Source organism: Mesorhizobium ciceri WSM4083 (assembly GCF_000519305.1).
GTDB lineage: Bacteria > Pseudomonadota > Alphaproteobacteria > Rhizobiales > Rhizobiaceae > Mesorhizobium > Mesorhizobium ciceri_B.
Map to the genome: position 1 here is coordinate 214,107 of NZ_JAFG01000003.1, position 26,877 is coordinate 240,983.

General features: G+C 63.8%; 20 protein-coding genes. 3 read left to right on the plus strand and 17 right to left on the minus strand.

Translation table 11 applies throughout. The features are described 5' to 3' along the window. Positions 1 to 33: 33 nt before the first annotated feature. Both MESCI2_RS0101060 and MESCI2_RS0101065 read left to right on the plus strand, forming a co-directional pair. On the plus strand, positions 34 to 612 hold the full coding sequence (locus MESCI2_RS0101060) for an SCO family protein (protein WP_027034922.1): 579 nt from the start codon (positions 34 to 36) through the stop codon (positions 610 to 612). A 10-nt stretch (positions 613 to 622) separates the two neighbouring features. Beyond that, positions 623 to 1,495, plus strand: a complete 873-nt coding sequence (locus MESCI2_RS0101065; RefSeq protein WP_027034923.1) for a 50S ribosomal protein L11 methyltransferase — start codon at positions 623 to 625, stop codon at positions 1,493 to 1,495. Between the two features lie 43 nt (positions 1,496 to 1,538). Here the strand turns inward: MESCI2_RS0101065 and MESCI2_RS1000000136050 are convergent, their stop codons facing one another. Next, on the minus strand, positions 1,539 to 4,571 hold the full coding sequence (locus MESCI2_RS1000000136050) for an autotransporter outer membrane beta-barrel domain-containing protein (RefSeq protein WP_050596424.1): 3,033 nt from the start codon (positions 4,569 to 4,571) through the stop codon (positions 1,539 to 1,541). Between the two features lie 639 nt (positions 4,572 to 5,210). Between MESCI2_RS1000000136050 and MESCI2_RS0101075 the strand changes: the two genes are divergently transcribed. Continuing rightward, the gene (locus MESCI2_RS0101075) at positions 5,211 to 7,055 is read left to right on the plus strand and encodes an aminopeptidase P family protein (protein WP_027034925.1); all 1,845 of its coding nucleotides are present in this window, start codon (positions 5,211 to 5,213) and stop codon (positions 7,053 to 7,055) included. Between the two features lie 94 nt (positions 7,056 to 7,149). Here MESCI2_RS0101075 and MESCI2_RS0101080 read toward each other — a convergent pair whose 3' ends face one another. The 16 genes from MESCI2_RS0101080 to murD all read right to left on the minus strand — a co-directional run bounded on the left by MESCI2_RS0101080 (position 7,150) and on the right by murD (position 26,871). Then, on the minus strand, positions 7,150 to 7,446 hold the full coding sequence (locus tag MESCI2_RS0101080; protein WP_027034926.1) for an AzlD family protein: 297 nt from the start codon (positions 7,444 to 7,446) through the stop codon (positions 7,150 to 7,152). Beyond that, positions 7,443 to 8,171, minus strand: coding sequence for an AzlC family ABC transporter permease (locus tag MESCI2_RS0101085; protein WP_027034927.1), 729 nt, complete (start codon positions 8,169 to 8,171; stop codon positions 7,443 to 7,445). The genes MESCI2_RS0101080 and MESCI2_RS0101085 overlap by 4 nt, the downstream gene beginning before the upstream one ends. A gap of 165 nt (positions 8,172 to 8,336) precedes the next feature. Beyond that, positions 8,337 to 9,029, minus strand: a complete 693-nt coding sequence (locus MESCI2_RS0101090; protein ID WP_027034928.1) for a DUF2461 domain-containing protein — start codon at positions 9,027 to 9,029, stop codon at positions 8,337 to 8,339. Next, positions 9,029 to 11,233: an NAD-dependent DNA ligase LigA gene (ligA, locus tag MESCI2_RS0101095; RefSeq protein WP_027034929.1), complete on the minus strand. Its 2,205-nt coding sequence runs from the start codon at positions 11,231 to 11,233 to the stop codon at positions 9,029 to 9,031. Before ligA ends, MESCI2_RS0101090 begins: the two co-directional genes overlap by 1 nt. Before the next feature lie 112 nt (positions 11,234 to 11,345). Then, positions 11,346 to 13,019 (minus strand): DNA repair protein RecN, encoded by a 1,674-nt coding sequence (gene recN / locus MESCI2_RS0101100; RefSeq protein WP_027034930.1) that lies wholly within the window; start codon positions 13,017 to 13,019, stop codon positions 11,346 to 11,348. A gap of 221 nt (positions 13,020 to 13,240) precedes the next feature. Beyond that, positions 13,241 to 14,110, minus strand: a complete 870-nt coding sequence (locus MESCI2_RS0101105) for an outer membrane protein assembly factor BamD (RefSeq protein WP_027034931.1) — start codon at positions 14,108 to 14,110, stop codon at positions 13,241 to 13,243. Between the two features lie 262 nt (positions 14,111 to 14,372). Continuing rightward, positions 14,373 to 15,323 carry a UDP-3-O-acyl-N-acetylglucosamine deacetylase gene (gene lpxC / locus MESCI2_RS0101110; RefSeq protein WP_027034932.1) on the minus strand — a complete coding sequence of 317 codons (951 nt, stop codon included), beginning with the start codon at positions 15,321 to 15,323 and terminating at the stop codon, positions 14,373 to 14,375. Between the two features lie 281 nt (positions 15,324 to 15,604). Continuing rightward, positions 15,605 to 17,284, minus strand: coding sequence for a cell division protein FtsZ (gene ftsZ / locus MESCI2_RS0101115; RefSeq protein ID WP_027034933.1), 1,680 nt, complete (start codon positions 17,282 to 17,284; stop codon positions 15,605 to 15,607). Between the two features lie 68 nt (positions 17,285 to 17,352). Next, positions 17,353 to 18,660, minus strand: a complete 1,308-nt coding sequence (gene ftsA / locus MESCI2_RS0101120) for a cell division protein FtsA (protein WP_027034934.1) — start codon at positions 18,658 to 18,660, stop codon at positions 17,353 to 17,355. After that, entirely contained in the window at positions 18,657 to 19,598 is a 942-nt protein-coding gene (locus MESCI2_RS0101125) for a cell division protein FtsQ/DivIB (RefSeq protein WP_027034935.1), read from the minus strand. Before MESCI2_RS0101125 ends, ftsA begins: the two co-directional genes overlap by 4 nt. Continuing rightward, positions 19,586 to 20,512 carry a D-alanine--D-alanine ligase gene (locus MESCI2_RS0101130; RefSeq protein WP_027034936.1) on the minus strand — a complete coding sequence of 309 codons (927 nt, stop codon included), beginning with the start codon at positions 20,510 to 20,512 and terminating at the stop codon, positions 19,586 to 19,588. Before MESCI2_RS0101130 ends, MESCI2_RS0101125 begins: the two co-directional genes overlap by 13 nt. A 313-nt stretch (positions 20,513 to 20,825) precedes the next feature. Then, on the minus strand, positions 20,826 to 21,791 hold the full coding sequence (murB, locus tag MESCI2_RS0101135; protein ID WP_027034937.1) for a UDP-N-acetylmuramate dehydrogenase: 966 nt from the start codon (positions 21,789 to 21,791) through the stop codon (positions 20,826 to 20,828). Further along, complete coding sequence (gene murC, locus MESCI2_RS0101140; RefSeq protein WP_027034938.1) at positions 21,788 to 23,194, minus strand: UDP-N-acetylmuramate--L-alanine ligase; 1,407 nt, start codon at positions 23,192 to 23,194, stop codon at positions 21,788 to 21,790. The genes murB and murC overlap by 4 nt, the downstream gene beginning before the upstream one ends. Then, positions 23,191 to 24,318, minus strand: coding sequence for an undecaprenyldiphospho-muramoylpentapeptide beta-N-acetylglucosaminyltransferase (gene murG, locus MESCI2_RS0101145; RefSeq protein WP_027034939.1), 1,128 nt, complete (start codon positions 24,316 to 24,318; stop codon positions 23,191 to 23,193). The genes murC and murG overlap by 4 nt, the downstream gene beginning before the upstream one ends. Before the next feature lies 1 nt (position 24,319). After that, positions 24,320 to 25,471 carry a putative lipid II flippase FtsW gene (ftsW, locus tag MESCI2_RS0101150; protein WP_027034940.1) on the minus strand — a complete coding sequence of 384 codons (1,152 nt, stop codon included), beginning with the start codon at positions 25,469 to 25,471 and terminating at the stop codon, positions 24,320 to 24,322. Then, a complete protein-coding gene (gene murD, locus MESCI2_RS0101155; RefSeq protein WP_027034941.1) occupies positions 25,471 to 26,871 on the minus strand; it encodes a UDP-N-acetylmuramoyl-L-alanine--D-glutamate ligase in 1,401 nt (466 codons plus the stop codon). Before murD ends, ftsW begins: the two co-directional genes overlap by 1 nt. Between the last annotated feature and the right edge of the window lie 6 nt (positions 26,872 to 26,877).

Sequence of the window (26,877 nt, forward strand, 5' to 3'; positions counted from 1 at the left end):
CGGCGCGGCGATTTCTGCAGACGGACTTTTCTGATGATGCGTTCTATCCTGGTCGGCATTCTCGTCCTGATGGCGGCCGGCATTGGCTGGCTGACCTTCGACTGGTACCGCGGCCACTATGGCGGCGAGCCTTTTGGCGCCGCCTTTAGCCTGGTCGACCAGAAAGGCGCGCCGATCACCGAAGCTGCCTTCAGGGGGCAGCCCAGCGTCGTCTTCTTCGGCTTCACCCATTGTCCCGAGGTCTGCCCGACCACGCTGTTCGAGCTGGCCGGCTGGCTGAAGACGCTCGGCGACGACGGCAAGAACCTGCATGCCTATTTCGTCTCGGTCGATCCCGAGCGCGACACGCCGGAAGTGATGAACGCCTATGTCAGCAATTTCTCCGACCGCATCGTCGGCATCACGGGCGCTCCCGACAAGGTCCATGCCATGGCCAAGTCGTTCGGCATCTACTGGAAGAAGGTCGACACCGGCGACGGCGACTACACAATGGACCACACCGCCTCGGTGCTGCTGCTCAACGCCAAGGGCGACTTCGCCGGCACAATCGCCTACGGCGAAAGCGCCGATACGGCCATCGCCAAGCTGAAGCGGCTGGCGGCGAAAGGCTGATTACCATTTCATGACCCAGACGCGCCTTTACTTCACCACCGGAAAGATCGAGTCCGTCAGCATTTTCGCGGCACTCGAGGCGGCCTTCGAGGAAGAGGGGCTGCCTATCGCCGTCCTGGAGGTCGACGAGGACAAAGACATCCACGAAGTGTCGCTCTATGCCGATGGCGACGTCGATGCGGTCGAGACTCGGCTGAAGGACATCCTTGCCGGCCTTTCCCTGTCGAAGCCGATCGAGCGCGAGGCCCTGCCCGACATCGACTGGGTAGCGCATTCGCTGGAAGAGCTGAAGCCGGTGCGTGCCGGACGTTTCTTCGTCCACGGCGCCCATGACCGCAGGAAACGCCACAGCGGCGAACTCGCCATCGAGATCGAGGCCGGCCTTGCCTTCGGCACCGGCCATCACGGCACCACCGCCGGCTGCCTGGAGATGCTGGAAAGAGTGGTGCGGCGCGAACATCCGCGCAATGCGCTCGATCTCGGCACCGGCAGTGCGGTGCTGGCGATTGCCGTCGCCAAGCTGGCGCATATTCCGGTGCTGGCCACCGACATCGATCCGGTGGCGGTGCGGGTGGCTGCCGCCAATGCGCGGCTCAACCACGTCAAGGCACTGGTGGAAACGGCAACGGCGCCGGGCTTTCACCACCCGATCTTCGGCAAGCGCGCGCCCTTCGATCTCATCGTCGCCAACATATTGGCGCGGCCGCTGATGCGGCTGGCGCCGCAAATGGCTGGCCACATCGCGCTCGGCGGCTCGATCGTGCTGTCAGGCATTCTCGAGCGCCAGCGCGACGCGGTCATCTCGGCCTATGCCGGCCAGAATTTCCGCCATGTGCGCACCTTGCACCGCGAAGGCTGGGTGACGATCCATCTGAAGCATTAGACCGGCAAGTCTGTCGGTCACTCGCGAATCGTCCTTCAGCACTCTAGAACTTCACGCCGAGGCTAGCCTTGAAGCCGTTGTCGAAGGCATCCGGTCCGAACTTTCCGGCATAGGACAGACCAAGTGTTGCGTTCTGCGCCAGTTGAACATCGAACCCGGCTTCGACCAGCATCGCATCTCTGGCGATCGGCACACCGGCGACGGTGAAACTGTCGCCACCCGCGAAGGCGAAGGTCGACAGCGGCGTCACGTCGCCGAAGGCATGGCGCCAGCCGAACAAGCCGCGCGCGGTGGCTGCCAAGCCGCCAACGGTGAAGTCGGTGGAAGCCCTGATGCCGAGCGTGGTGAAGGTCGCGTCGGTCGTTGAACTGCTGCCTGTCAACGCCGCATCACCCCCCGTCTCGGCAAAACCATCGGTATGCAAATTGACGTAAGCGAGATTGGCGAAGGGCTCGAAGGCAAACGTCCCGGCATCGGTCTTGTAGGCCAGTTCGCCGAAAGCCTGCGCGGTGGCGGCGTCGTAGTCGGCTGACAGACTGTCGGCGAAGCCGTCGAAGGCGACGAAGCGCGAGGTCGAGATGCTGTGCCATGTGTAGGCGGCACCTGTACGCAAGGCGATCGCCCCCCAGTTGGTTCCGCCATAGAGGCCGAGATGATAATTGTCGCTGTCGCCCGAGGAATGGCGATCGTCGGCATCAAAGCTGGTGCGGCTGTAGCCGCCTACCACGCCGATCCGCCAGTCACCCGCCATACCGTCGGCGGCCATCAACAGGCCGGCAGTGGAACGATCGAGGGCCGCGGCATTGCCGTCGCTGTCGGCACCGCCCCAGGAGCCAAAACCCTGCGCCCAGACGGCGAAGCGATCCGTGTCGGCGGCGACGGGCTGAACACCGTCCTCGCCATAGGCCATGACCGGCAGCGAGGCGGTCTTGCCGCTGTCGCCGAAGGCGGCACGCAGGCGCGCCGTCACCGCGTCCTGCAGGAAGTGGCTGTCCTGCACCAGCATGCCCTTGGCCGAGGCATGGATTTCGCCCGAAAGCTGGTCGAAAGCAGCCTGCGCGGCGACATCGCTCGGTAAGGCAAGCACAGCGCTGACCAAGGCGCTGCTGGCCGCGCTGTCCAGCCCCTCGCCGGTGGCGATCTGGTTCGGCGTCAGGCCGGCCGAGCCGAAGGTCTTCGTCTGGGTGACGTCGACATAGGCATGTGTCGTATCGGATCTGGTGCTCAGGCTGGCGAAGGCGGAGACCTGCGGATCACCCACCAGGGTGAACGTTCCGCTGACACTGGCGGCTTGAAGCACGACGTAGCTGGTTCCCGCCACCAGGCTGCCCAGCCCAATATTGGTCACCGTCAGCCCGGCGCCTGAATTTATGCTTGCCGTGCCCACGGCAATGATCCGATCGGTAGCGCCAGCGGCGTTCAGTTCCACTGCATAGGTCGAACCGGATGCGAAGCTGGCGTCGCCATAGACCGAGAGCATGCCGATCCCGCCCTTGCCCGGCGCGACAGTGCCGGAAACAGCGAGCGGGCCAACCGCGCCGGCGCCGGCGAGCGTGGCGCCGCTGTTGACTGTAACGGCCGAACCGATGAGAGAACCGGAGACCAGCAAGGTGCCGGCCTTCACCTCGGTCCCGCCCGACAAGGAATTCGAACCCGACACCTCGAAAATTCCTGTCCCGTCCTTGATCAGGCCGTTACTGCCGGTGATGACGCCTGAAAATACCGTCGAGCCGTTGTTGCCGCCGGTCGTCAGCTTGCCTGTCCCGGTGTTAACCGCCCCCGCGCCGGCAAGCGAGCCGATCGCCTGGTCGAGATTGTTGAGATCAAGAGTCGCACCGCTTTCGATCGTATAGGCGCTGTTCGCGCTGAAGATGTTGGCGGTAAGGCCCGCCTTCAGCGTGCCCTGGGCGACGTCGGTGGCCGTAGTGTAGTTGTTGTTGCCAGCGAAACCGTCCACCGTCAGCGTACCGGCTCCTGTCTTGGTGAACGTCCCGCTCGGCGTATCGTTGTCACCCATGCTGGCGGTTGTGCTGACGTCGAAACCGTTAGTGTCGATGATGCCGCCCGCAGCGCCAAAAAGGATCGAGACGTTCGGAAGATTGAGGTTTGCGCCCGCCTGCAACGTGCCGCCATCCAGTGTGATCGGACCCGAGCCCAGCGCATGATCGTCAGTGACCCGGATCGTTCCCTCCTCGATCATAGCCCCGGAGCTGAAACTGTTGCTGTTGGTCAAAACAAGCGTGCCGGCGCCAGTCTTGACGATCGCGGTTGGATCGCTGAATTCTGAAATCTGACCGGCATAGGTTCCGGTTGCCCCCGAGCCGACATTCAGATTCATGCCGGCATACATGGTCAGGTCGTTGTTGATCGTGATGCCGTTCTGGATGTCAATGGTCGTGCCGCCGTTGGTGTATACAGCCCCCGTCCCAAGAGCCGCATTGTTGCCCAGGCTGAGCGTGCCGCCATAGAGATTGGTACCGCCGGTGTAGGCGTTTGCGCCATTCAAGGTAAGCAAGCCGTCACCGCTCTTGGTGAGGCTTGCGCCTGAGATCACTCCATCGGCCGTAAAATGAGCACCGGAATCGACCGTGACGACGGTGTCGGAGACGAGATTGAAACTGGCGCTGGCGTCCAGGTCGGGAATGAAATTGTTCGTCTGCACGTTGATCGAGGCCTGCCCGGAGGCCTGGAAATCCAAAACGCCGCTTGAAAACCGGTAACCGCCGGAGGTGCTCGTGGCACTCAAGTTCAGCGTGCCGACCGTATAGGGTCCGCCAGTCAGGAAAACGGTATAGCCGAGCCCCTGGTCCGGCGCATCATGGTTGAAGTTCGCGACCGCATCGACGCCGTTGGGAACTGTTGCGGGAGTCCAGTTCGCAGCCGTACCCCAACCGCCGCTGTTGTGAGCGAAATCCTCGGCCGAGGCGACACCGGAGATGATCGGCGTTACAGCGGTCGCAATCAGCCCGGCTATCAGCACAGCCGGAAGCGACGTGGACAACAGAAGCGAGCCCGCAAGCCGCGCATTCATCTCGCCATCGCCTTTGGCACGCGCTGCGGAAACAGAATGTCTCATCCAAAATCCCCCCGACCAACCATCCAGTGGCTGAATCGACCCATTAAGCCCGTGGCGACGCTACGAAACCCGCTGCCGAGAGACAAGCGAATGTAAGCCGTAAAGATTACGAACCAAGCAACACGCAGCCCAGACAAGAAATCAGAGCAGATCCGTTGCGAATTTGCATCAATCAATAGTTGGCCGCACCAGGCCGGACTGCGAACAAGCGCGGTTTTTGCCGACTGACTGGCTCAGGATATAGTCCTCATTTTCAACATCGACCCTGCAAGCGGCGCATGGCCAGCATCATGGCTTTCAACAGCGTGCCGAAATTGGTTCCCCCGGGCACCCCTGACCGCAGGCCCCCCTATGGTCAAGACAAGAAACCCGAGATAACTTGCCGTACGAAGTGACGCACGCTCAAAAAGCAGGCGTTGCTGACTTTTTCTGGTTACAATTCCCGTGTGCTGGCGGGCAGCGCAGCAAAGCCGCGTCGTGTCGGGGATGAACAACGACAACCCAGCCTTCGTACTGCGGCTGGACCAGCCCCATTTGGTTGTCAGTCAAGCGATGCTGTAGCAGGTTGCGCCCAGCCGGAAATCGATTCCGATTTCGGCGACCGTACGCTACGGTTGCGCTGACTGCAGGAGGCCCACAATGTTCCAGACCTTCGATTCCGCCGGCGACCCGGCCGTCGGCAAACCGCGCGTGGCGCTGCTGCGCCAATGGCTTGAAGCCAACGGGCTGGACGGCTTCATCGTGCCGCGTGCCGACGAGCATCAGGGGGAATATGTCGCCGACCGTTCGGCGCGGTTGAAATGGCTTACCGGTTTCAGCGGCTCGGCCGGCGTCGCCATCGTCCTGCGCGACCGCGCCTTCGTCTTTGTCGACGGTCGCTACACCCTGCAGGTGCGCAGCGAGGTCGACCTGGACGTCTTTTCGATCGAAAGCCTGGTCGACAATCCGCCGGCTGTCTGGCTGAAAGACAATCTTGGCAAGGGCGCACGGCTCGGCTTCGATCCATGGCTGCACACGATCAGCGAGGTCAAGGCGCTGCAGGCCTCGGCCGACAAATCAGGTGCGGTGCTGGTGCCGCTCGGCAAGAACCCGATCGACATCATCTGGAAGGATCAGCCCGACGCGCCGGTGGCATCAGTCGAGCTCCACCCGATCGGCTTTGCCGGCGAACTTGCCAAGGACAAGCTGGCGCGGCTGGCGGCGGCGATCGCCAAGGACGGCGCCACTCATGCGGTGCTGACCGACCCCTCCTCCATCGCCTGGGCCTTCAACATCCGTGGCGGCGACGTGCCGCACACGCCGCTGGCGCTCGGCTTCGCCATCCTCGCCGCCGATGGGTCGCACCAGCTTTTCATGGATAAGCGCAAATTCTCGCGCCAGGTCGCCGCCTACCTCACCCAGCTCGCCGAGCCGCATGAGCCCGGCGAATTCGAGGCAGCGACCATGGCCCTCGCCAAAGGCGGCGCTAAAATCGCGCTCGACCCGGTGCTGGCGGCCGACAGGCTGCGCATGCTGGTCGAGGCCAATGGCGGCGCCGTCATTGCAGCGGCAGACCCCGCCCGCATCCCGCGCGCCACCAAGAACCAGGCCGAGATCAATGGCTCGCGTGCCGCGCATCGGCGTGACGGTGCGGCCGTGGCGAAGCTTCTGTGCTGGCTGGAGCGGCAAAAACCCGGCTCGCTCGACGAGATCGCTGTCGTCACCAGGCTGGAGGAACAGCGCCGGCGGACCGGCGAGGAAACCCAGATGCCGCTGCGCGACGTCTCCTTCGACACCATTTCGGGCGCCGGCCCGAACGGCGCCATCATGCATTATCGCGTGTCGCGCGCCACCAGCCGCAAGCTGCAGGCCGGCGAACTGTTCCTGCTCGATTCCGGCGCGCAGTATCAGGACGGCACCACCGACATCACGCGCACCGTGCCGATCGGCCAGCCGACGCAGGAGATGCGCGAACGCTTCACCCTGGTGCTGAAAGGCATGATCGGCATTTCCACCTTGCGCTTCCCCCCCGGCACCCGCGGCTCCGAGATCGATGCCGTCGCGCGCATGGCGCTGTGGAAGCACGGTTGCGACTTCGCCCATGGCACAGGCCATGGCGTCGGCTCGTATCTGGCCGTGCATGAAGGGCCGCAGCGTATCGCCCGCACCGGCACCGAAAAGCTGCTCGAGGGCATGATGCTGTCCAACGAGCCGGGCTACTACAAGGAAGGCGCCTACGGCATCCGCATCGAGAACCTGATCCTGGTGACGCCGGCGCAAGAGATCGAGGGCGGCGACATCGCCATGCACGGCTTCGAGACGCTGACGCTGGCGCCGATCGACACAAGACTGGTGCAGTCGGACCTTCTGACGCGCGACGAGTTGCATTGGCTCGACGCATACCACGCGCGCGTGCTGGCCGAGATCGGCCCGATGCTCGACGGCGAAACGCTGGCCTGGCTGGAAAAGGCCACCGCGCCGCTGCCGCACGACGCCAAGATTTGAGGTGAGCTTTCTTTCTCCCCGTTCACGGGGAGAAATGCCCGGCAGGGCAATGAGGGGCAGCGCCTCCGTTCGAGGTAATTGCTGCGGCAGAGCCTTATCCGACGAACTGCCGCGCCAAAATCAGAACCGCAGCCCCCGCCAGAAACATCGCCATCAGCCCGCCGCGAAGCGAAACCACCGCAGTGACCACCAGTGCGGCCCATTCCGCCGCGCCGGCGTTCAACAGCTCGGGCGCCACCAGCGTCGTCAGCACTGCCGCCGGCACGGCGTTGAGACCGGCCTCGACGCGCGGATGGATGGTGTCGAAGCGGGAGATGACCAGATGCCCGCCGATGCGGGTGAGATAGGTGGCGATCGCGCCGGCGATGATGATCCAGAAGGTCGTGCTCATGGCCGTGCCTTTACGCCGCTGTGATGGGGAGGCAGGATGACCGCCAGCAGCACACCAGCGACAGCGCCAATCGAGACATGCCAGGGCGAGCCCACGGTCTTATAGGCGATGATCGATGCGGCAGCGCTGGCAATGACCACCGGCAGCCACAGCGGCCGCTTGCGGAAGCCCAGCACGAGACCGAGGAAATAGATCGGCAGCAGGAAATCGATGCCCAGCGCATGCGTGTCGGGGATCAGCTTGCCGAACAGCGCGCCAAGCGCGCTTTCGACGATCCAGAACAGATAGACCGGCAGACCGAGCCCCAGATACCAGGCAAAGCCGACCGTCTGGCCGGATTGCGCCCTCGCCTCGGCCACCGCGAATTGCGGGTCGGTGAGAATGAAATAACCGAGTGCTTGGCTGATGACGGGCCAGTGCGCGATGCGCCGGCCGATGCCGGCGGAATAGAGCACGTGGCGGAAATTGACGGCGAAGATCGACAGCACGATCAGCCACGGCGCCACATGCTGGCCGAACAGTTGGATGCCGACCATCTGGCTGGCGCCGCCATAGACCAGCGCGCTCATCAGGAAGGCTTCCAGGACCGAGAAACCATTGTCGACGGCGAGCGCGCCGAACAGCACCGCAAACGGCGCCGACGCCACCACGACAGGCATCGACAACCGCACGCCCTGCCAGAAATCGCTTCTGTCGCCGCTCTCGGAAATTGCGTCCGTCGCCATCAACCACTCCTGATGCATGTCGCCCAAAAGTGCGTAGCGGGGACAACGACATGCACAACAACAAGGGAAGCGCGGTATGTAGGTGGCGCGCCTCGCCGTGTCACACGAATTCGCTTGAGCCAAACGATCAGCGGAAATGATCGCTGGATCGACTGAGTTACGCGCTTATTCCTTCGGGATCTTGCCCTCGATCGCCCTGCCCCAGTCGAGCAGCGGCTTGGCGCGCAAGGTGAAATCGACGAGTTCGTCGACCAGATCAGCCGCATGGATTCCGGCCGGATCGATGACATGCTGGACATAGAAATGCCGGTGCCGGATGGCGGCGACCAGATCGGGATCTCTGATTTCCTCAAAGCCGCGTGGCGTACGCTTCATACGGCCTTCGGTCTCGAGTTCAAGCCGGTTCTTCTTCAACGCCGCCACCAGGGCGCGAAAATTGTCCGGCTTCGCCGCGATGGCTTTGCGCATCGCCAGCAACAGAGCCGGCTCCGGCTGCCACCAGGCGATGTCGGCAAAGCAACGCTCAAGCCCGATATGCACGTAGAACACGCCCTGCTCCATCTTGGTGCCGTCGGGCGACAGGATGGCCGACAAATGCCGGTTGTAAGGCCGCTTGTCCTTGGCGAAGCGCACATCACGATTGATCCGGAACAGCGACTTCTTGCGGTCGCCGCGCAGGCCGAGCCCGGCCTTTGCGAAGCGCTCGGTCAGCGTGTCCACGAGATCACTGAGCGGATTGCGCAATTCCTGTTCGAACAGGTCGCGGTTTTCCAGGAACCATTCGCGGCTCTGGTGGAAATCCAGCGCCTTGAGGAACGGAATGGCTTTTGGCCCGAACCCTTTGAACGCACCGTCCATCAGGCCTTGCCGATCCGCGCCAGCCAGGCATCCTCGTCGATCACCTCGATGCCGAGTTCGCTGGCGAGCTTGAGCTTGGAGCCAGCACCTGGCCCGGCGACCACCAGATCCGTCTTCGCCGAAACCGAACCCGCGACCTTGGCGCCGAGGCGCTCCGCCATCGCCTTGGCTTCGGAGCGTGTCATCTTCTCCAGCGAGCCCGTGAACACGACCGTTTTGCCGGCGACCACGCTATCGGCCGAGACGTTGACGACATACGGCTTCGGCTTGACCTGATCGAGCAGCGCGTCAAGCACGTCGTCGTTGCGCTCATTGCCGAAGAAGTCGCGCAACGCGTCGATCACGGTATCGCCGATGCCGTTGACCGAGGGGAAAACCGTGTGTGGGTCCTCCGCTGCCGCTGTCTCCTTGCCGACGCGGATCAGTTCCTCGATGGTCGAGAAGGTGCGGGCAAGCACGGCGGCCGTCGTTTCGCCGATATGGCGGATGCCGAGCGCGAAAATGAAGCGGTCGAGCTCCGGCTCGCGGCGCGAATCGATGGCGGCGAACAGCTTGTCGAGGCCCTCATAGTTGCGATCCTCGACGCTGCGCACATTCTTGCGCGTCTTGCCCGATGCGGCCTCGCGCTGCCTTGCCTGCTCCTCGCGGCGCTCGGCCAGGGCCCTGGTGACAGCCGGACGGCGGTCCCTGAGCGTGAAGATATCGGCGGCGGTCTTGATCAATCCCGCATTGAAGAACGTGTCTATGTTCTCCGCGCCGAGGCCTTCGATGTCCAGGGCCCCGCGTGACACGAAATGGCGCAATCCCTCCACCGCTTGCGCCGGGCAGATCAGTTCGCCGGTGCAGCGGCGGCGCGAATCTTCCTTGCCGGTCTTCTCGTTGATCTCGCGCGTCGCCGGCGAGCCGCAGATTGGGCAAGTATGCGGGAACTCGTAGGGCACCGCATCAGCAGGTCGCTTGTCGATGACGACGCTGACGATCTGCGGAATGACATCGCCCGCTCGCTGGATGACGACCGTATCGCCGATGCGCACGTCGATGCCGTCGCGGATCGGCTGGCCGGTCGAGTCCAGGCCCTTGATGTAGTCCTCATTGTGCAGCGTGACGTTCTCGACCACGACGCCGCCGACCGTGACCGGCGCCAGCCGCGCAACCGGCGCCAGCGTGCCGGTGCGGCCGACCTGAATGTCGATCTTCTGCACGGTCGTCATCGCCTGTTCGGCCGGAAATTTATGCGCGACCGCCCAGCGCGGCTCGCCGGTGACGAAGCCCCAGCGGCGCTGCAATTCCAGCTGGTCGACCTTGTAGACGACACCGTCAATATCGTAGCCGAGCGCCGAGCGCTGCTCCTCGATCCGATGATAATGCGCGATCAACTCCTCGGCCGATTTCGCCCGCACCATCAGCGGACTGATCTTGAACCCCCACTCGGCGAATTTCTGCACCGAATCATATTGGGTCGGAGCGGGATCCGCCGTCGTGTAACCCCAGGCATAGGCAAAGAATTTGAGGTTGCGGCTGGCGGTGACAGAGGCGTCCTTCTGGCGCAGCGACCCGGCCGCCGTGTTGCGCGGATTGACGTAGTCCTGGCCGCCGGCCGCCGCCGAGCGCTGCTTCAAAGCCTCGAATTCCGCATAGGTCATATAGACCTCGCCGCGGATCTCGATGATTTCGGGCCAGCCCGAGCCTTTGAGCTTCGCTGGAATATCCGCAATCGTCTTCAGATTGGCGGTGATGTCTTCGCCGACGGCGCCGTTGCCACGCGTTGCGCCCTGCACGAACACACCGTTTTCGTAGCGCAGCGACGCCGACAGCCCGTCGATCTTCGGCTCGGCCGTGAAGGCGATATCGAGTTCTTTGTCGCGATCGAAGAACCGCCGCCCGCGTTCGATGAAATCCGTGACGTCATCGTCGGTATAGGCCTTGGCAAGGCTGAGCATCGGCACGGCATGGCGCACCTTGGTAAAGCCTTCCGCGGGCGCCGCTCCGACCCTGAGCGATGGCGAATCCTCGCGCACCAGCGCTGGAAAGCGCTCCTCGATGGCAAGGTTGCGCCGTGCCAGCGCATCATACTCCGCATCGGTGATAACAGGCGCATCTTCGGTATGGTAACGCCGGTCGTGCTCGGCGATCTCTTCCGCCAGCCGTTTCAGCTCGGCTTCGGCCTCGCTTTCGCTGAGCGAATCGACAGGTTTTTCAGCCATGCTTTCCTTCCCCGAACGGTGGTCCGCCACAATAGATCAGGATTTTGGGAAAAGCATTCCTGAACAGCGGGATGCAGCCATATCCTGACTCGATCCCTGACATCCGTTGTTCTTATGCCGCCGTGGTATTTTCACGCAGCAGCCGTTCCGCGGCGGCGCGCGCCTCGTCGGTGATGGTGGCGCCGGCCAGCATGCGTGCGATCTCTTCCTGCCGCGCCGGCCGGTCCATCTCGGCAATGCCGGTGGCGACACGGTCGGTGGTGCCGGATTTGGAGATCAGGAAATGCGTCGCCGCGCGTGCTGCCACCTGTGGCGCATGCGTCACCGACAGCACCTGGACGCGCTTCGACAGCCGCGCCAGCCGCTGGCCGATGGCGTCGGCGACAGCGCCCCCCACGCCGGTATCGATTTCGTCGAACACCAGCGTCGGCGCCGAGCCGCGGTCGGCCAGCGCAACCTTCAGCGCCAGAAGGAAGCGCGAAAGCTCGCCGCCGGACGCCACCTTCATCATCGGTCCGGGCCGCGTGCCGGGATTGGTGCGCACCCAGAACTCGATCTGGTCGATGCCCTCTTCCATGCGGCTCTCGGCCTCGCTTTTCATTTCGACTATAAAGGCGGCGCGTTCGAGCTTCAGCGCCGGCAATTCCGCCATGACCGCCTTGGCCAGGCCGACCGCCGCCGCATGGCGAAGCGAAGACAGCTGCGCGGCGGCAATGTCGTAAGTCTCGCATGCGGCAGTGGCCTGCTTTTCCAGCCCATGCAGGCGTTCCTCGCCGGCATCGAGATCGGCGAGGTCGGCCGACATCGTGTCGCGCAGCTGCGCCAAATCGTCGACGGCGACGCTGTGCTTGCGCGAGGCCGCACGCAGCGAAAACAGCCGCTCCTCCGCCTTTTCCAGCTTCTGCGGATCATATTCGGTGGCGCGCAGTGCGGCCTCGACGCCCGATTGCGCCGCGTCGAGCGACAGCATCGCCTCGTCGAGCGATTTGACGACATCGTCGAGCAGGCCGGGCGCCTCCGTCACCTTGCGCTGCAGCCGCCGCAGCAGGCTGGCCAGTTGCGGCAAGGGCGAGGACGGGCCGGACAGCACATCCTGCGCATCATGGATTTCGGAAGCGATCTTCTCCGCTCGCATCATCGACGCCCTCAGTTCGGCGAGGTCGGTCTCTTCGCCGGGCTGCGGATCGAGCTTCGTCAGCTCCGCCACCGCAGCACGCAAATAGTCGGCTTCGCGCGCAGCCGCCGCCACCTTGGCGCGGTGGCGCGACAGCTCCTGCTCGCAGGCGCGCCAGTGCCGCCATGCCTCGCCCGTCGAGCGGACGGCGCCGAGATGACCGCCGAAAGCGTCGAGAACCTCGCGGTGCGCTCCGGGATCGACCAGCGCGCGCTCGTCATGCTGGCCGTGGATCTCGACCAGCGCGCGCCCGACGTCGCGCATCAGGGTGACGCTCGAAGGCTGATCGTTGACGAAAACACGGGTGCGGCCGTCCGCCGTCTGCAGCCGGCGCAGGATGATGTCGCCATCATCCTCGATCGCATTGTCGGCAAGCAGCGTACGGGCCGGATGATTGCGCGGCACGTCGAAGACGGCGATGACCTGGCCCTGTGCCGCGCCATGGCGCACCAGCGACGCGTCGCCGCGCGCTCCGAGCGCCAGCGACAAGGCATCGAGCAGGATGGACTTGCCGGCACCGGTTTCGCCGGTCAGCACCGAAAGACCCGGCTGGAAGTCGATATCCAGCTTCTCGATCAGGACGATATCGCGGATCGACAGTCTGGAAAGCATCAGAACCCAAATCTAGAACGGCACGCGACCATTTGGAGTCGCAGCGCCGCACTATCTTTTTGTTTGAGCACCGGATCAATCCGAAAAAGCGCACGCTTCGGTCCGAATGCTCCAGGCAGGTTCCGCAAAAGTGTCGTGCGGTTTTGCGACTGGAACCCGCGACAAGCAACGAAACCAGGCAGACGGCGCGTTGGTGAAGCCCGCAACGTCTGCTTGGGGGGTCAGGCGCCGGTGATCATCTTCCCGGCCTTGGATATCCACGACCCGGCATTTTCGCGCGGTGCAAGCCCATTGCTCTGCAAGAGCTTGTAGGAATCCTTGTACCACGGGCTGTCAGGGTAATTGGTGCCGAGCACGGCGGCGGCGGTCTGCGCCTCCGAGGTCAGGCCCATCGCGTAATAGCTTTCGGTCAGGCGGGCGAGCGCCTCCTCGACATGGCGCGTGTTGGAATAGTTCTCGACCACGGTGCGGAAGCGCTTGACGGCGGCGATGTATTCGCGGCGCTCGAGATAGTAGCGGCCGATCTGCATTTCCTTGCCGGCCAACTGATCGGTGGCGAAGCGGATCTTTTCCTTGGCATCGTCGACATATTCCGATGTCGGCCAGCGCGTGACCAGGTCCTGCATCGTCTGAACGGTCTGACGCGCTTCCTTCTGGTCCTGCGTCACGTCCTTGATCTGGCGGTAGTAGCTCAAGCCGATGATGTACTGCGCATAGGCGGCATCATCGGTCGACGGGTAAAGCGTGAGATAGCGCTTGGCCGAGCCGATAGCCTCGTCGTAATTGCCCTGGCGATAGTCGGCGAACGCGCCCATCACCATCGATTTGCGGGCCCACTCCGAATAGGGATGCTGGCGGTCGACGGCGTCGAACTTCTTGCTCGCCTCCTGCAGGCGCCCGGCATTGAGATTGGCAAGGCCCTGATTGTAGAGAACATCGGCCGGCTCGGTCTGGTCGACATAGGTCGACAGGTCGATATCTTTCTCCGACGACATGCAGGCCGACAGGAAGAGCGATGGAACAACTACTGAAAGCGCCAGGAAAACGGCCCTCTGCGGTGCTTTCAATTGACCAACTCGCTTGAAGAACATGATGGGGTCTCGCCCTTTCGGCGCTATTTCAATGCCAGTTGCATGCCATTGTTTCAAAACTGATCCCCACTTTTGAACGACATGCACTAATCGACGGCAGCAGCCATAAACCATAACCGCCTTGCCCGGCAACGCTATCTCCGGCCAATCGCACATTTTTGTGGCGGCCGGACGCTGCTTGGACATCAATGCAATTTCACTGGCGGGTGGTGCATTCCTGCAACATGCGCTATCGCCCATGGAACCTGAAAAACCTGGGAAATCAGATCATCCAAGGCGCGTAGAGTGGCGCGTTGACGGCGTTCATCTCGGCGCTGCGGCCACGCTCACGGCGCGTCGTCTCGACGATCTCGAACGCCGTGCGGTCCGACAGCAGGCGGCGCAGGGCCGCGGCATTCATCCTGTGGCCGCCGCGATAGGAGCGGAAGCAGCCGATGAAGCGGGCACCGGCCAGCGCCAGGTCGCCCATGGCGTCCAGCGTTTTATGGCGCACGAATTCGTTGGGATAGCGCAGGCCGCCCATATTGATGACGCGGTTGTCGTCGCCGATGACCAGCGAGTTCTCCAGCGAGGAGCCGAGTGCGTAGCCTGCAGCCCACAGCCGCTCGACATCCTTCATGAAGCCGAAGGTGCGGGCGCGCGCGATGTCGCGACGGAAAATATCGGCATTGAGGTCGGAGGCAAACAGCTGGCGGCCGATCGCCGGACTTTCGAAGTCGATCTCGATCTCGAAACGGGTCCCGTCATAGGGCCGAAATTCCGCCCACGAGGCGCCGTTCTCGATGCGGACCGGCTTGATGACCCTGATATAGCGGCGCTTGACCGAAAGCGTCTCGATGCCCGCCTGGTCGATGGCTTCGACGAACGCCATGGCGCTGCCATCGAAGATCGGAACCTCGGAACCGTCGATCTCGACAGCGACATTGTCGATGCCGAGCCCAAACAGCGCTGCCATGATGTGCTCGACCGTGGCGATATGCTCGCCGGCGGGATCACCAAGCATGGTGCACAGGTCGGTGGCGCCGACTTCCGAGACCAGGGCACGAAACTCGCGGCCCTGCTCCGCACCGTTGAAAAGCTGGAAAACGATGCCGCTGTCGGCATCCGTCGGCACGAAGCTGATGGACACTTCCTTGCCGCTGTGGACGCCGGTGCCGGTAAGCGACGCGCGCGTCTTCAATGTCGTCTGATAGTCGTGCAAGACAATCCCCATAAGCCCGTAATGCCTAGGTCCGCTTCTCCAGCCCGAGGGCGCGGCTCTTGTGTGAATCGGCTGGCAGGGCGACTTCCCCCGAAATCCCGGCAAACCGATGATGGTAGGCAGCGAAGATAATGTCCCGTCAGGGAGACTCCAAATCACGGTTTCTTACTCTGTGTAACCGCAAAATGGAATGAGTGCGACTTGGTAAGTCGTTGAAATCACATCATTTAAAACATTAACAGGCAAGCGATTCCTCGCTTGCCTGTTAACAAATGTTACAGTCCGTTTACCAATCAGTTGGCCTGGCGGCGCAGGAACGCCGGAATCTCCAGCTGATCGTCTTCCTGAGTCGTCCTCACCTGCGGCGTCAGGCGGCCCTGGTCGTCGAGCTGGCCACGGCGCGGCGCATAGAGCTGCGCATCCTGGCTGGCGAGACGGCGCACTTCGGGCGCTGCCTGGCGCAGCTTGGGCTCGCGCGGCTGCGCCGGCTGCAGTCGTGCAGGCTCCTCCTCGCGGCGGGTCAGACCATTGGTCAGGCGCTTCAGCAGGCCCATCGGTCCGCTGTTGTTCTCGTGATCGACCGGGCGGCTCTTGGCATCCACCTCGGCCTTGACGACCGGCGGAAAGTCCTCGACGCGCGGCATACGCTGAGGCGCCATCGCAACCGGCTGCGGGGCTTCGCGCAGCATCTCGCGCGGCTGCGGGGCCGGCTGCATCTGCTGGACCACGGGATGCGGCATAGGCTGTGCTGGCGGCGCCTGGAAGATCTTGCTCTGCGGGCGGAAATCTTCAGCGTGGGCGACCGGAGCCGGGCGCGCCTGCGCCATTGCCGCGGCATTTGCTTCGGCCAATTGAATGGCTTCCGCGACCGGGTCGACAGTGCGTGGCTCGTATGCCGCCTGCTGAACAGGCGCCGGACGAACCTCCGCGATCTGAGCCGCCGGGCGGCTGACCGGCTTCGGCGGCGCCGTGCGGATCGAGATCGGCGCGGCGGCGATTTCAGCCGCCGACTTGTCGATGCCGGTGGCAACCACCGAGACGCGGATGACGCCTTCGAGTTCCTCGTCGAAGGTGGCGCCCAGGATGATGTTGGCGTCCTGGTCGACTTCCTCGCGGATACGGGTCGCGGCTTCGTCGACTTCGAACAGCGTCAGGTCGCGGCCGCCGGTGATCGAGATCAGCAGGCCCTTGGCGCCCTTCATGGAGGTCTCGTCGAGCAGCGGATTGGCGATCGCGGCTTCGGCGGCGGCCATCGCACGGCCCTCGCCCGAAGCCTCGCCGGTGCCCATCATCGCCTTGCCCATCTCGCGCATGACGGAACGGACGTCGGCGAAGTCGAGATTGATCAGGCCTTCCTTGACCATCAGGTCGGTGATGCAGGCGACACCGGAATAGAGCACCTGGTCGGCCATGGCGAAGGCGTCGGCGAAGGTGGTCTTGTCATTGGCCAGCCGGAACAGGTTCTGGTTGGGGATGACGATCAGCGTATCGACGCATTTCTGCAATTCCTCGATGCCGAAATCCGCGGTCTTCATGCGGCGCTGGCCTTCGAAGTGGAACGGTTTGGTGACGACGCCGACGGTGAGGATGCCCTTTTCGCGCGCTGCGCGGGCAACGACGGGAGCAGCACCCGTACCGGTGCCGCCGCCCATGCCGGCGGTGACGAAGCACATATGGGTGTTGGTCAGGTGATCGAGGATTTCATCGATGCACTCTTCCGCCGCCGCACGGCCGACTTCCGGCTGCGAGCCGGCGCCAAGGCCTTCGGTGACATGCGCGCCGAGCTGGATCAGGCGGCCTGCCTTCGACATGGTCAGCGCCTGCGCGTCGGTGTTGGCCACCACGAACTCGACACCGCGCAGACCGGCGGTGATCATGTTGTTGACGGCATTGCCGCCGCCGCCGCCGACACCGAACACGGTGATGCGCGGCTTAAGCTCGGTGATGTCCGGCTTTTGCAGATTGATGGTCATTGTCTCCGTCCTTTGCCTTTCACGCCGCTTCGCCGCCGCGGCCGCCTATGGGGCTGTCCCCGTCAATTTTAGAAACTGTCTCTCAACCACTGACTCATGCGATGCAGTTTTCCGCCCGTTCCGGTCATTTTGAGACCGGAAATTCCTTTCGCCGGATGGCTCTCGAAGCTCGCCATCTGCGGATAGATCAGAAGCCCCACCGCGGCCGAGAAGGCCGGCCCCTTCGCCGCTTCCGGCAGGCCGGCCACGCCGAGCGGGCGGCCGATGCGCACATTGCGTCCCAGGATGCGGCGCGCCGCCTCCGGCAGGCCGGCAAGCTGGCTGGCACCGCCGGTAAGAACCACACGCTTGCCCACTGCATTGCCATAGCCGGACTTGTTCAGCCGGTCGCGCAGCAGTTCGAGCGTCTCGTCGATGCGGGCGCGCACGATGCGCGTCATCACCGAGCGCGGGATCTGCAAGGGCACGTCGCCATCGTCGCCGATCGGCTGGATCGAGACCAGGTCGCGGTCGTCGGCGCTTCCCGGCAGCGCCGAGCCATGCATCACCTTCAGCCGTTCGGCGGCATCGAGCGAGGTCGACAGCCCCTTGGCCATGTCCATCGTGACGTGGTTGCCGCCGATGGCGATGGCGTCGCCATGGACGAACTTGCCTTCCGAAAACACCGAGATCGTCGTCGTGCCGCCGCCCATGTCGATGCAGGCCGCACCCATTTCCAGCTCGTCGTCGACCAGGGCCGCCAGACCGCTGGCATAGGGCGTCGCCACCATGCGCTCGACCGACAGATGCGAACGGTTGATGGACAGCTCCAGATTGCGCATCGGCGCGGCGTCGCCGGTCAGCACATGCATGTCGACGCCGAGTGCGTCGCCAACCATGCCGCGCGGATCGCGCACGCCGCGTTCGGCATCCAGCGAGAAGCCGACGGGAAGCGAATGGATCACCTCGCGCTCGGCCTTCAGCGCCTGCTTGGCGCCGGCACCGAGAACGCGCTTGATGTCGGCCTCGTCGGCCTCGTGGCCGCCAAGATTGATGGTGGCGGAGAAGGCTTCGCTCTTCAGCCGGCCGGCGGTCATGTTGACGATCAGCGAATCGACCGTCAGCCCGGCCATGCGCTCGGCCGCGTCGACGGAAAGGCGGATGGCATGCTCGGCGCGGTCGAGATCGACCACGACGCCCGACTTCACGCCTTGCGACTTCTGATGGCCGATGCCGATCACCTGGATCCGGTGCGAGCGGCCGCGCAGCAGCTTGCCGTCATCACACGGCTTGAGCTTGGCCACCATGCAGCAGACCTTGCTCGAACCGACATCCAGCACCGTCAGGGTGCCAGACCGGCGCGATGCGGCATCGCCAGGACCGCCAAGCCAGCTCATATCTTCGTCTCCGGCTTGCGCTTCAGGCTCTTGGGTTTCTCGTTGAGGGCGGCTTCGCGCTGCGTCGCCGCTTCCGCCGTCAACTGCACGACCAGCCGGTCCGTCAGGCGCATGTCGACGGCGGCGATGTCGCGCGACAGCAAGCCGGTGTCATGATCCATCTTCACGAGTTCGGCGAGCGCCTGATCCTCGTCGTCCTCGGGAAGCTTGATGGTGATGCCATTGTCCAGCTTCAGGTCCCAGCGCCGTTCGCCGACACGGATATAGCCTTTGATCCGGCTCGCGAGCTCAGGATATTTTTCGACCTTGGCCAGGAAATCGGGCGCACTCGCCGGCGCGCCGGTGCCGATCAGCAGCGGCAGCAGCACCTGCTTGCCGCCCGAGAACGGCGCGATCACGGCGCCATCCTTCTCGATGACGGACAGCTCGTCTCCCTGCTGCCAGAGCGCGAAGGCTTGGCGCTCCTCGACGCGCACTTCCAGCGTGTGCGGATAGACCTTGCGCACCGCCGCGACCTCGATCCACGGCAGACCGGAGATACGCTCGCGCGCCGCCTCGGCATTAAAGCCGATCAGCGACGTCCAGCCGTCAAGTTCAAGCCTGTCGAGTATATCGATTTCCGAGGTCTGGCGATTGCCGACCACCTTGACCTGATCGACGGCAAATCCGGTGCGGGCGGTGATGCTCTGCACGATACCGTCGACATGACCGCCGAGATAGGCGCCATAGGCACTGCTCGATAAAATCAGCACGGCCGACATCATGGCCGCGGAAAAGCGCGGCGCCTGGAATTCCCCGACACCGAGGCGCGCCAGAATGCGCACCGGACGGCGCAGCATGCGCGGCAGAACGAAATGGTCCAACGACAACGACAGGCCGAACAGCGCCGGCCCGGCCGCGCCCCTCTCCCTACCTTGTCCCCATTTCAACGCAGACACGAAGCGTCCTCCACCATCCAACTCAACAAATCGCCAAACGAGTGCCCGGCCTGGGCGGCGATTTCAGGCACCAAGGACGTCGGCGTCATACCCGGCTGGGTGTTAACCTCGAGCCAGACAATCTCGCCGTTTTCGGAATGCCGATCGTCATAACGGAAGTCCGAACGGGAAACGCCGCGACAGCCGATCGCTTGGTGAGCCTTGAGCGCCAGTGTTTGTATTTTTTGGTAAATATTCGGTGAAACTTTTGCGGGGCATTCGTGCTTTGATCCCCCGGCGACATATTTTGAATCATAGTCGTAGAAAGAATGGCCGGTCGGGATGATCTCGCAGACCCCCAGCGCCACATCGCCCATCACCGCGCAGGTCAGCTCCCTGCCGTGGATGTAGCGCTCAACCATGACGGTATCGCCATATTTCCACTCCGACGAGCCAAGAACCTGCGGCGGATGCGACTGGCCTTCATGCACGATGACGACACCAAAGCTCGAGCCCTCATTGACCGGCTTGACCACATAGGGCGGCTTCATCGGATGCTTGTTCTGGATGGCGAAGCGGCTGGCGACCTTCGATTCGGCGACCACGATGCCGACCGACTTGGCAACCCGCTTGGCTTGCTCCTTGTTCATGGCCAGAGCCGAGGCGAGCACGCCGGAATGGGTATAGGGAATGCCGAGATATTCCAGGATGCCCTGAATGGTGCCATCCTCACCAAAAGGGCCGTGCAGCGCATTGAAGGCGACATCAGGTTTGAGCTCGGCAAGCACGGAGCCGACATCGCGGCCAACATCCACGCGGGTGACCTGGTAGCCTTCCCTCTCAAGCTCATCGGCGCAAGCCTTTCCGGAGGACAGGGACACGGGCCGCTCGGACGAAAAACCACCCAGCAGGACGGCCACATGCTTGTTTTTCATTCCCCGGCATCCCCTCTCTCACGGCGGACCAAAACCAGATTTTCCGCAACATTGAGTCAGAGTCTCCCGGCAGGTTGCCCCCCAGACGGAAAACGCTGAAAACGCGTCGAACGACTCAAATCAGGAAACGCTTTCGAGCAGAGAATCAGAGAGTTGATTCACTGGCAAGTGCTTACGATTCCGAGAGATTCACTTTCTGAGAAAATGGATGCGAAAAGCGTGCCGTTGAGTCTTTGCGGCAACGGTCGCGGACCGTTTCGGCCTCGTTGAAGTTCATGCATCACATGAACTTCAACACGCGCCACGCTGCGCTTTAAAGAAGCTGTCCCAGAAACTCCTGAACCGCATGCCCCGGCCGGAAATTGCCGATGCGCTTGATTTCCCATTGCAGCCGGATACCGGAATTCTCCAGCACCCGCGTGCGCACCGTCTCGCCGAGATATTCAAGGTCGTAGCCGGTCGCGGTTCCGGTGTTGATCATGAAATTGCAATGCATCGGAGACATCTGCGCGCCGCCGATCATCAGGCCGCGGCAGCCCGCTCTGTCGATCTCCTTCCAGGCTGACGTGCCTTCCGGATTCTTGAAGGTCGAGCCGCCGGTCTTCTCGCGGATCGGCTGCACGGTCTCGCGGTGGTTCTGCACGGCCTCCATCGCCGCCTTGATCGCCGCTCGGTCCTCGGCAAAGCCCTCGAACACGGCCGAGGTGAAGATCAGCCCGGCAGGCGCCGCCGAATGGCGATAGGCGTAACCCATATCGGCATTGCTCAGCGTCTGCACATTGCCCTTGCGGTCGAGCGCGCGCACTTCGACGACGCGCTCGCGCGTCTCGACACCATTGGCGCCGGCATTCATCCGCAGCGCACCGCCGATTGCACCCGGAATGCCGTGGTAGAAATGAAAGCCGCCAATGCCGGCCTCGAGTGCCACCGCTGCGACGCGCTTGTCGGGGGTCGCGGCTCCCGCCTTGATCCTGATTGGCGAAATCACCTCGGCCTCGCCGAAGCCCTTGGCCGAAAGGCGGATGACAAAGCCCTCAATGCCACCATCCCGAACCAGAAGGTTCGAGCCGACGCCGACGACGGTCAGTGGTATCTCCTCGGGAACGGCTTTGAGGAACGCCGCAAGATCTTCCTCGTCGGCCGGCTGGAACAGCACCTCAGCCAGACCCCCGGCACGGAACCAGGTGATCTTGTCCATCTCGGCGTTCGGCGTCAGGCGGCCGCGCAAGCCGGCAAGCCGGTCCCCCAGTCTGTCGATCAGGGCCTGGCCGTGCATCATGACACGGTCCCGCCAAGCTCCTTGGGCAACGCATAGGCCCATTGGGTGATGTTGCCGGCGCCAAGGAAGACGACGAAATCGCCTGATTTGGCCAGATCGCGGATGATGGGCGCAATCGCCGCCGGGCCCTCGATGTAGCGCGCGTCGCGATGACCGCCGGCGCGGATGCGCGACACCAGCGCGTCCGAGCTGACGCCATCGATCGGCTCTTCGCCGGCCGCGTAGACCGGCGCCACCATCACCGTGTCGGCGTCGTTGAAGCAGGTGGAAAACTCGTTGAACAGATCATGCAGCCGGGTGAAGCGATGCGGCTGGGCAATGGCGATGACGCGACCCTGGGTGGCGCTGCGCGCCGCCTTCAGTACCGCCGAGATCTCGACCGGATGGTGGCCGTAATCGTCGAATATTTCGACGCCGTCCCACGAACCGGTATGGGTGAAGCGGCGCTTGACGCCGGCGAAGGACGACAGGCCCTTCTTGATCGCCTCGGCCGACAGGCCGAGCTCATGCGCGACAGCGATCGCTGCCGTCGCGTTGGAGACGTTGTGGCGGCCGGGCATCGGCAGGCGCAGGCCTGCTATGACAGTCTGGCCGCCTGTCTTGCGGTCGCGGATCATCACGTCGAATTCCGAAATGGCACCTGCCATGCGGTGATTGGTGAAGCGCACGTCGGCCTGCGCATTCTCGCCATAGGTGATGACCCGGCGGTCCTCGATGCGGCTGACCAGGGCCTGCACTTCGGGGTGATCGGTGCACATCACGCCAAAACCATAGAACGGCACGTTCTCGACGAACTGGCGGAACGCCTCGCGCACCTTGTCGAAGCTGCCATAGTGATCGAGATGCTCGGGATCGATGTTGGTGACGACCGCGATCTCGGCCGGCAGTTTCAGGAAAGTGCCGTCGCTTTCGTCGGCCTCGACCACCATCCACTCGCCGTCGCCCATGCGCGCGTTGGTGCCATAGGCATTGATGATGCCGCCATTGATGACGGTCGGATCGAGCCCACCGGCATCGAGCAAGGTCGCCACCATCGAGGTCGTCGTCGTCTTGCCATGCGTGCCGCCGATCGCCACCGCCTGGCGAAAGCGCATCAGCTCGGCCAGCATTTCGGCCCGGCGCACGATCGGCAGCAGCTTTTCGCGCGCGGCCTTGAGTTCCGGGTTGGATTTCTTGATCGCCGTCGAGACGACGACAACCTCGGCATCGCCGAGATTCTCGGCCTTATGGCCGACGAAGCATTCGATGCCCTTGTCGCGCAGCCGCTGCACATTGGCGCTTTCGGCCTGGTCGGACCCTTGCACCTTGTAGCCGAGATTGTGCAGCACTTCGGCAATGCCGCTCATGCCGATGCCGCCAATGCCGATGAAATGCACAAGGCCGATGGTCTGCGGCATCTTCATGCTTGCGTCCCCTTCCTGAAATCCGAAACGGTTTTTTTGGACGCAATAGCCTCTGTAAGATCAGCGAGCAACCGTGCCGCGTCCGGCCTGCCGGCCGATTTCGCACCCGCCGCCATCGCCGTCAGCCGATCGGGGTCGTCCATCAGCTCGCCAATGAGCGCTGCGATGCGTTCGGGCGAGAGCGACGATTGCGGATGCACTTCGCCGCCGCCGGCAGCGGCAAGGGCCGCGGCGTTCGCCGCCTGGTCGTGATCGAGCGCATAGGGGTAAGGCACCAGCAACGCCGGCCGGCCGATGACGGCGATCTCCGAGACGGTCGAGGCGCCGGAACGCGAGATCACCAGGTGCGCAGCCGCCATGCGCTGCGCCATGTCGGTGAAGAAGGGCGAGACCTCGACGGTGACGCCAAGCGCGGCATAGGCCGCCTTGACCCGTGCCACGTCATCCGCGCGCGCTTGTTGGGTAATCACCAGCCGCTTGCGCTGGGCATCGGAAAGCAGCGCGATAGCCCCGGGCACGGCATCGGAAAAGAACTGGGCGCCCTGGCTGCCGCCGAACACCAGCAGGCGGAACGGCTGCTCCCCGGTCGACGCCGCATAAGCCGTCCTGGCCGCTTCCAGCACGGCCGGCCTGACCGGATTGCCTGTCGGCACCGTCTTGACCCCGGCAGCACTGCTGTCCTGCGGCAGGAAGCCGCCGGCGATGGCGTCGACACGGCCGGCCAGCGCCCGGTTGGCGCGCCCCATCACCGCGTTCTGCTCATGGATCAGTGTCGGCACCTTGCGCCGTGTCGCCGCGTAGAGCGGCGGCAAGGTCGGATAGCCACCGAAGCCGACGACCGCATCCGGCTTGATCCTGGCAATGACGGCGGAAGCCTGGCGCACGCCGCGCCAGATTTTCCAGAAGGCGCCAAGCAGGGCAAAAGGATTTTTCGAACCCATCGTCGCCGACTGGATCGGATGGATGGCGGCGGCCGGGAAATGGCCGGCGAAACGCTCGGCACGGTCGTCGGTCGCCAGATGCACCGACCAGCCACGCTCGTTCAGCTCATGCGCCAGCGCCTCGGCCGGGAAAAGATGCCCACCGGTGCCGCCCGCCGCGAGAAGGATGACGCCTCTGGCCATATCACTCCGCCGGCACGGCGCGCTGCGACAAGCCAAAGCCCATCTGCTTGCGTTTTTCCGGCCGCTTGCGTGTCAACGCCAGCACCATGCCCATCGAGATGGCGATGGCGATCTGCGAGGAGCCGCCATAAGAGATGAACGGCAACGTCATACCCTTGGCCGGCACAAGCTGGAGGTTGACGCACATGTTGATGACCGCCTGCAGGCCGAACACGGTGACGAGGCCGCCGACCGCATAGCGGGTGAAATCGTCATGCTCCTTCAGCGCCGTGTTGAGGCCGCGCAGCACAATGAAGGCGAAGATTGACATGATGAAGAAGCACATGATCAGCCCGAACTCTTCGCCCGCGACCGAGAAGACGAAGTCGGCATGGCTATCGGGAATGACCCGCTTGACGGTGCCCTCGCCCGGTCCGACACCGAACCAGCCGCCATTGATCAGCGCTTCGCGCCCCATGTCGACCTGGAACGTGTCGCCCTCGCCGGTGAGGAACTTGTCGATGCGCAAGGCAACGTGCGGGAACACCGTATAGGCGGCAAAGACGCCGCCGACGCCGGCCGCGCCGAGCGCAACGATCCACAGCCAGGGCAGCCCGGCCATGAAGAACATGATGCCCCAGGTGCCGGTCGTCAGCATGGTCTGGCCGAGGTCCGGTTGCGCCACCAGCAGCGACACGACCAGCACCAGCAGCAGCATGGCGAAAAGATTGCCCGGAATGTCGGGCTGGCGCTTGTGTTCGGCGAAAAGCCAGGCGCACATGATGACGAAGGCCGGCTTCAGGAATTCCGACGGCTGGATCGACAGGCCGGCAAGCGACACCCAGCGGCGCGCGCCCTTCACCTCGACGCCGATGTAGAGCACCGCCACCATCAGCACCAGCATCAGGCACAGCATGATCAGCGCCATGCGCCGGATCTGCCTGGAATCGAGGAAGGAGACGGCCAGCATCACGCCGAGCGCCGGCACGGTGAAGATGATCTGCCTGGTGGCGAAGTGGAAACTGTCGAGGCCGATGCGTTCGGCCACCGCCGGGCTGGCGGCGAAGGACAAGACGATGCCAAGCCCCATCAGCGACAGGAACGCCGCCAGGAACCAGCGATCGATCGTCCACCACCAGGTCGCAACCGGACTTTTGTCGAGACGGCTCTGCATTATCGTGCCCCTCCGATGGGTTTCACACCCTCGATAGCATTCGCAGCTTGCCTGAAGGCTTCGCCGCGGACTTCGAAATTCTTGAACTGGTCGAAGCTGGCGCAGGCCGGCGACAGCAGCACTACCGCCTCGCCGCTGTCGTCCTTGGCCGCATCATGCGCGGCGTGCTCGACCGCCGCGGCCAGCGTGCCGGAAATCTCGTAAGGCACCGCCTCCCCCAGCGTCGCCGAAAAGGCCGGCGCGGCCTCGCCGATAAGATAGGCCTTGGCGATGCGCGGAAAGAAGCCGCGCAACGGCTCGATGCCGCCTTCCTTGGGCAGGCCGCCGGCGATCCAGTAGATGCGCGTAAAGCTGGATAGCGCGGGTGCTGCCGCATCGGCGTTGGTCGCCTTGGAATCGTTGATGAACAGCACATGGTCCTTGCGGCCGACTTGCTCCATGCGATGCGCGAGGCCGGGAAAGCTTTCCAGCCCGGACTGGATTTCGCCAAGCTCAAGCCCGACCTTGAGGCAAGCGGCGACCGCCGCCAGAGCGTTCTGGGCATTGTGCTGGCCACGCAACGAGCCGATGCCTTCGAGGAAGGCGACACGGCTGTAACGGCCGTGCACCGCTTCCATCAAATTGCCGCCATCGGCGAAATAGCCATCGGTCAGCGGCAGCCGCTTGGAAATGCGGATGACAGGCCGGCCCGCCCGCTCCAGCCGCTCGGCGATCTGCGCGCACCAGGAATCGTCGATGCCGACGATCGCCGTCTCGCTGCCGGCCACCAGCCGCTCCTTGATCGCGGCGTAGTGCTGCATGGTGCCGTGGCGGTCGAGATGATCGGGCGTCAGGTTGAGCAGGATGCCCGCCGTCGGATTGATCGAGGGCGCGAGGTCGATCTGGTAAGACGAGCATTCGACCACATAGTGCCGATCGGGCTCGGGCGGATCGAGCGTCATCACCGCGCGGCCGATATTGCCGCCCATCTGGGTGTCGCGTCCCGCGGCCTTCAGGATATGCGCGGTCAGCGCGGTGGTCGTCGACTTGCCGTTGGTGCCGGTGATGGCGATGAAAGGCGATGTCGGCGCGCTCAGCATCCGCTCGCGGCAGAAAAGCTCGACGTCGCCGATGATCTCGACGCCTGAACCGCGCGCCAGCTCCACCGTCCAATGCGGCTTGGGATGCGTCAGCGGCACGCCTGGCGACAGCACGAAAGCCGAGAATTTCGTCCAGTCGGCGCCGCGCAAATCAGCGGTCGCGATACCGGCAACGGCGGCCTTGGCCACGCTGTCGGGATTGTCGTCCCAGGCCAGCACGTCCGCGCCGCCCTCGATCAGCGCGCGCGCCGTCGCAATCCCCGAGCCACCGAGCCCGAAGAGCGAAACGCGCTTGCCTGAAAAGGATGCGGCGGGGATCAAAGGGCT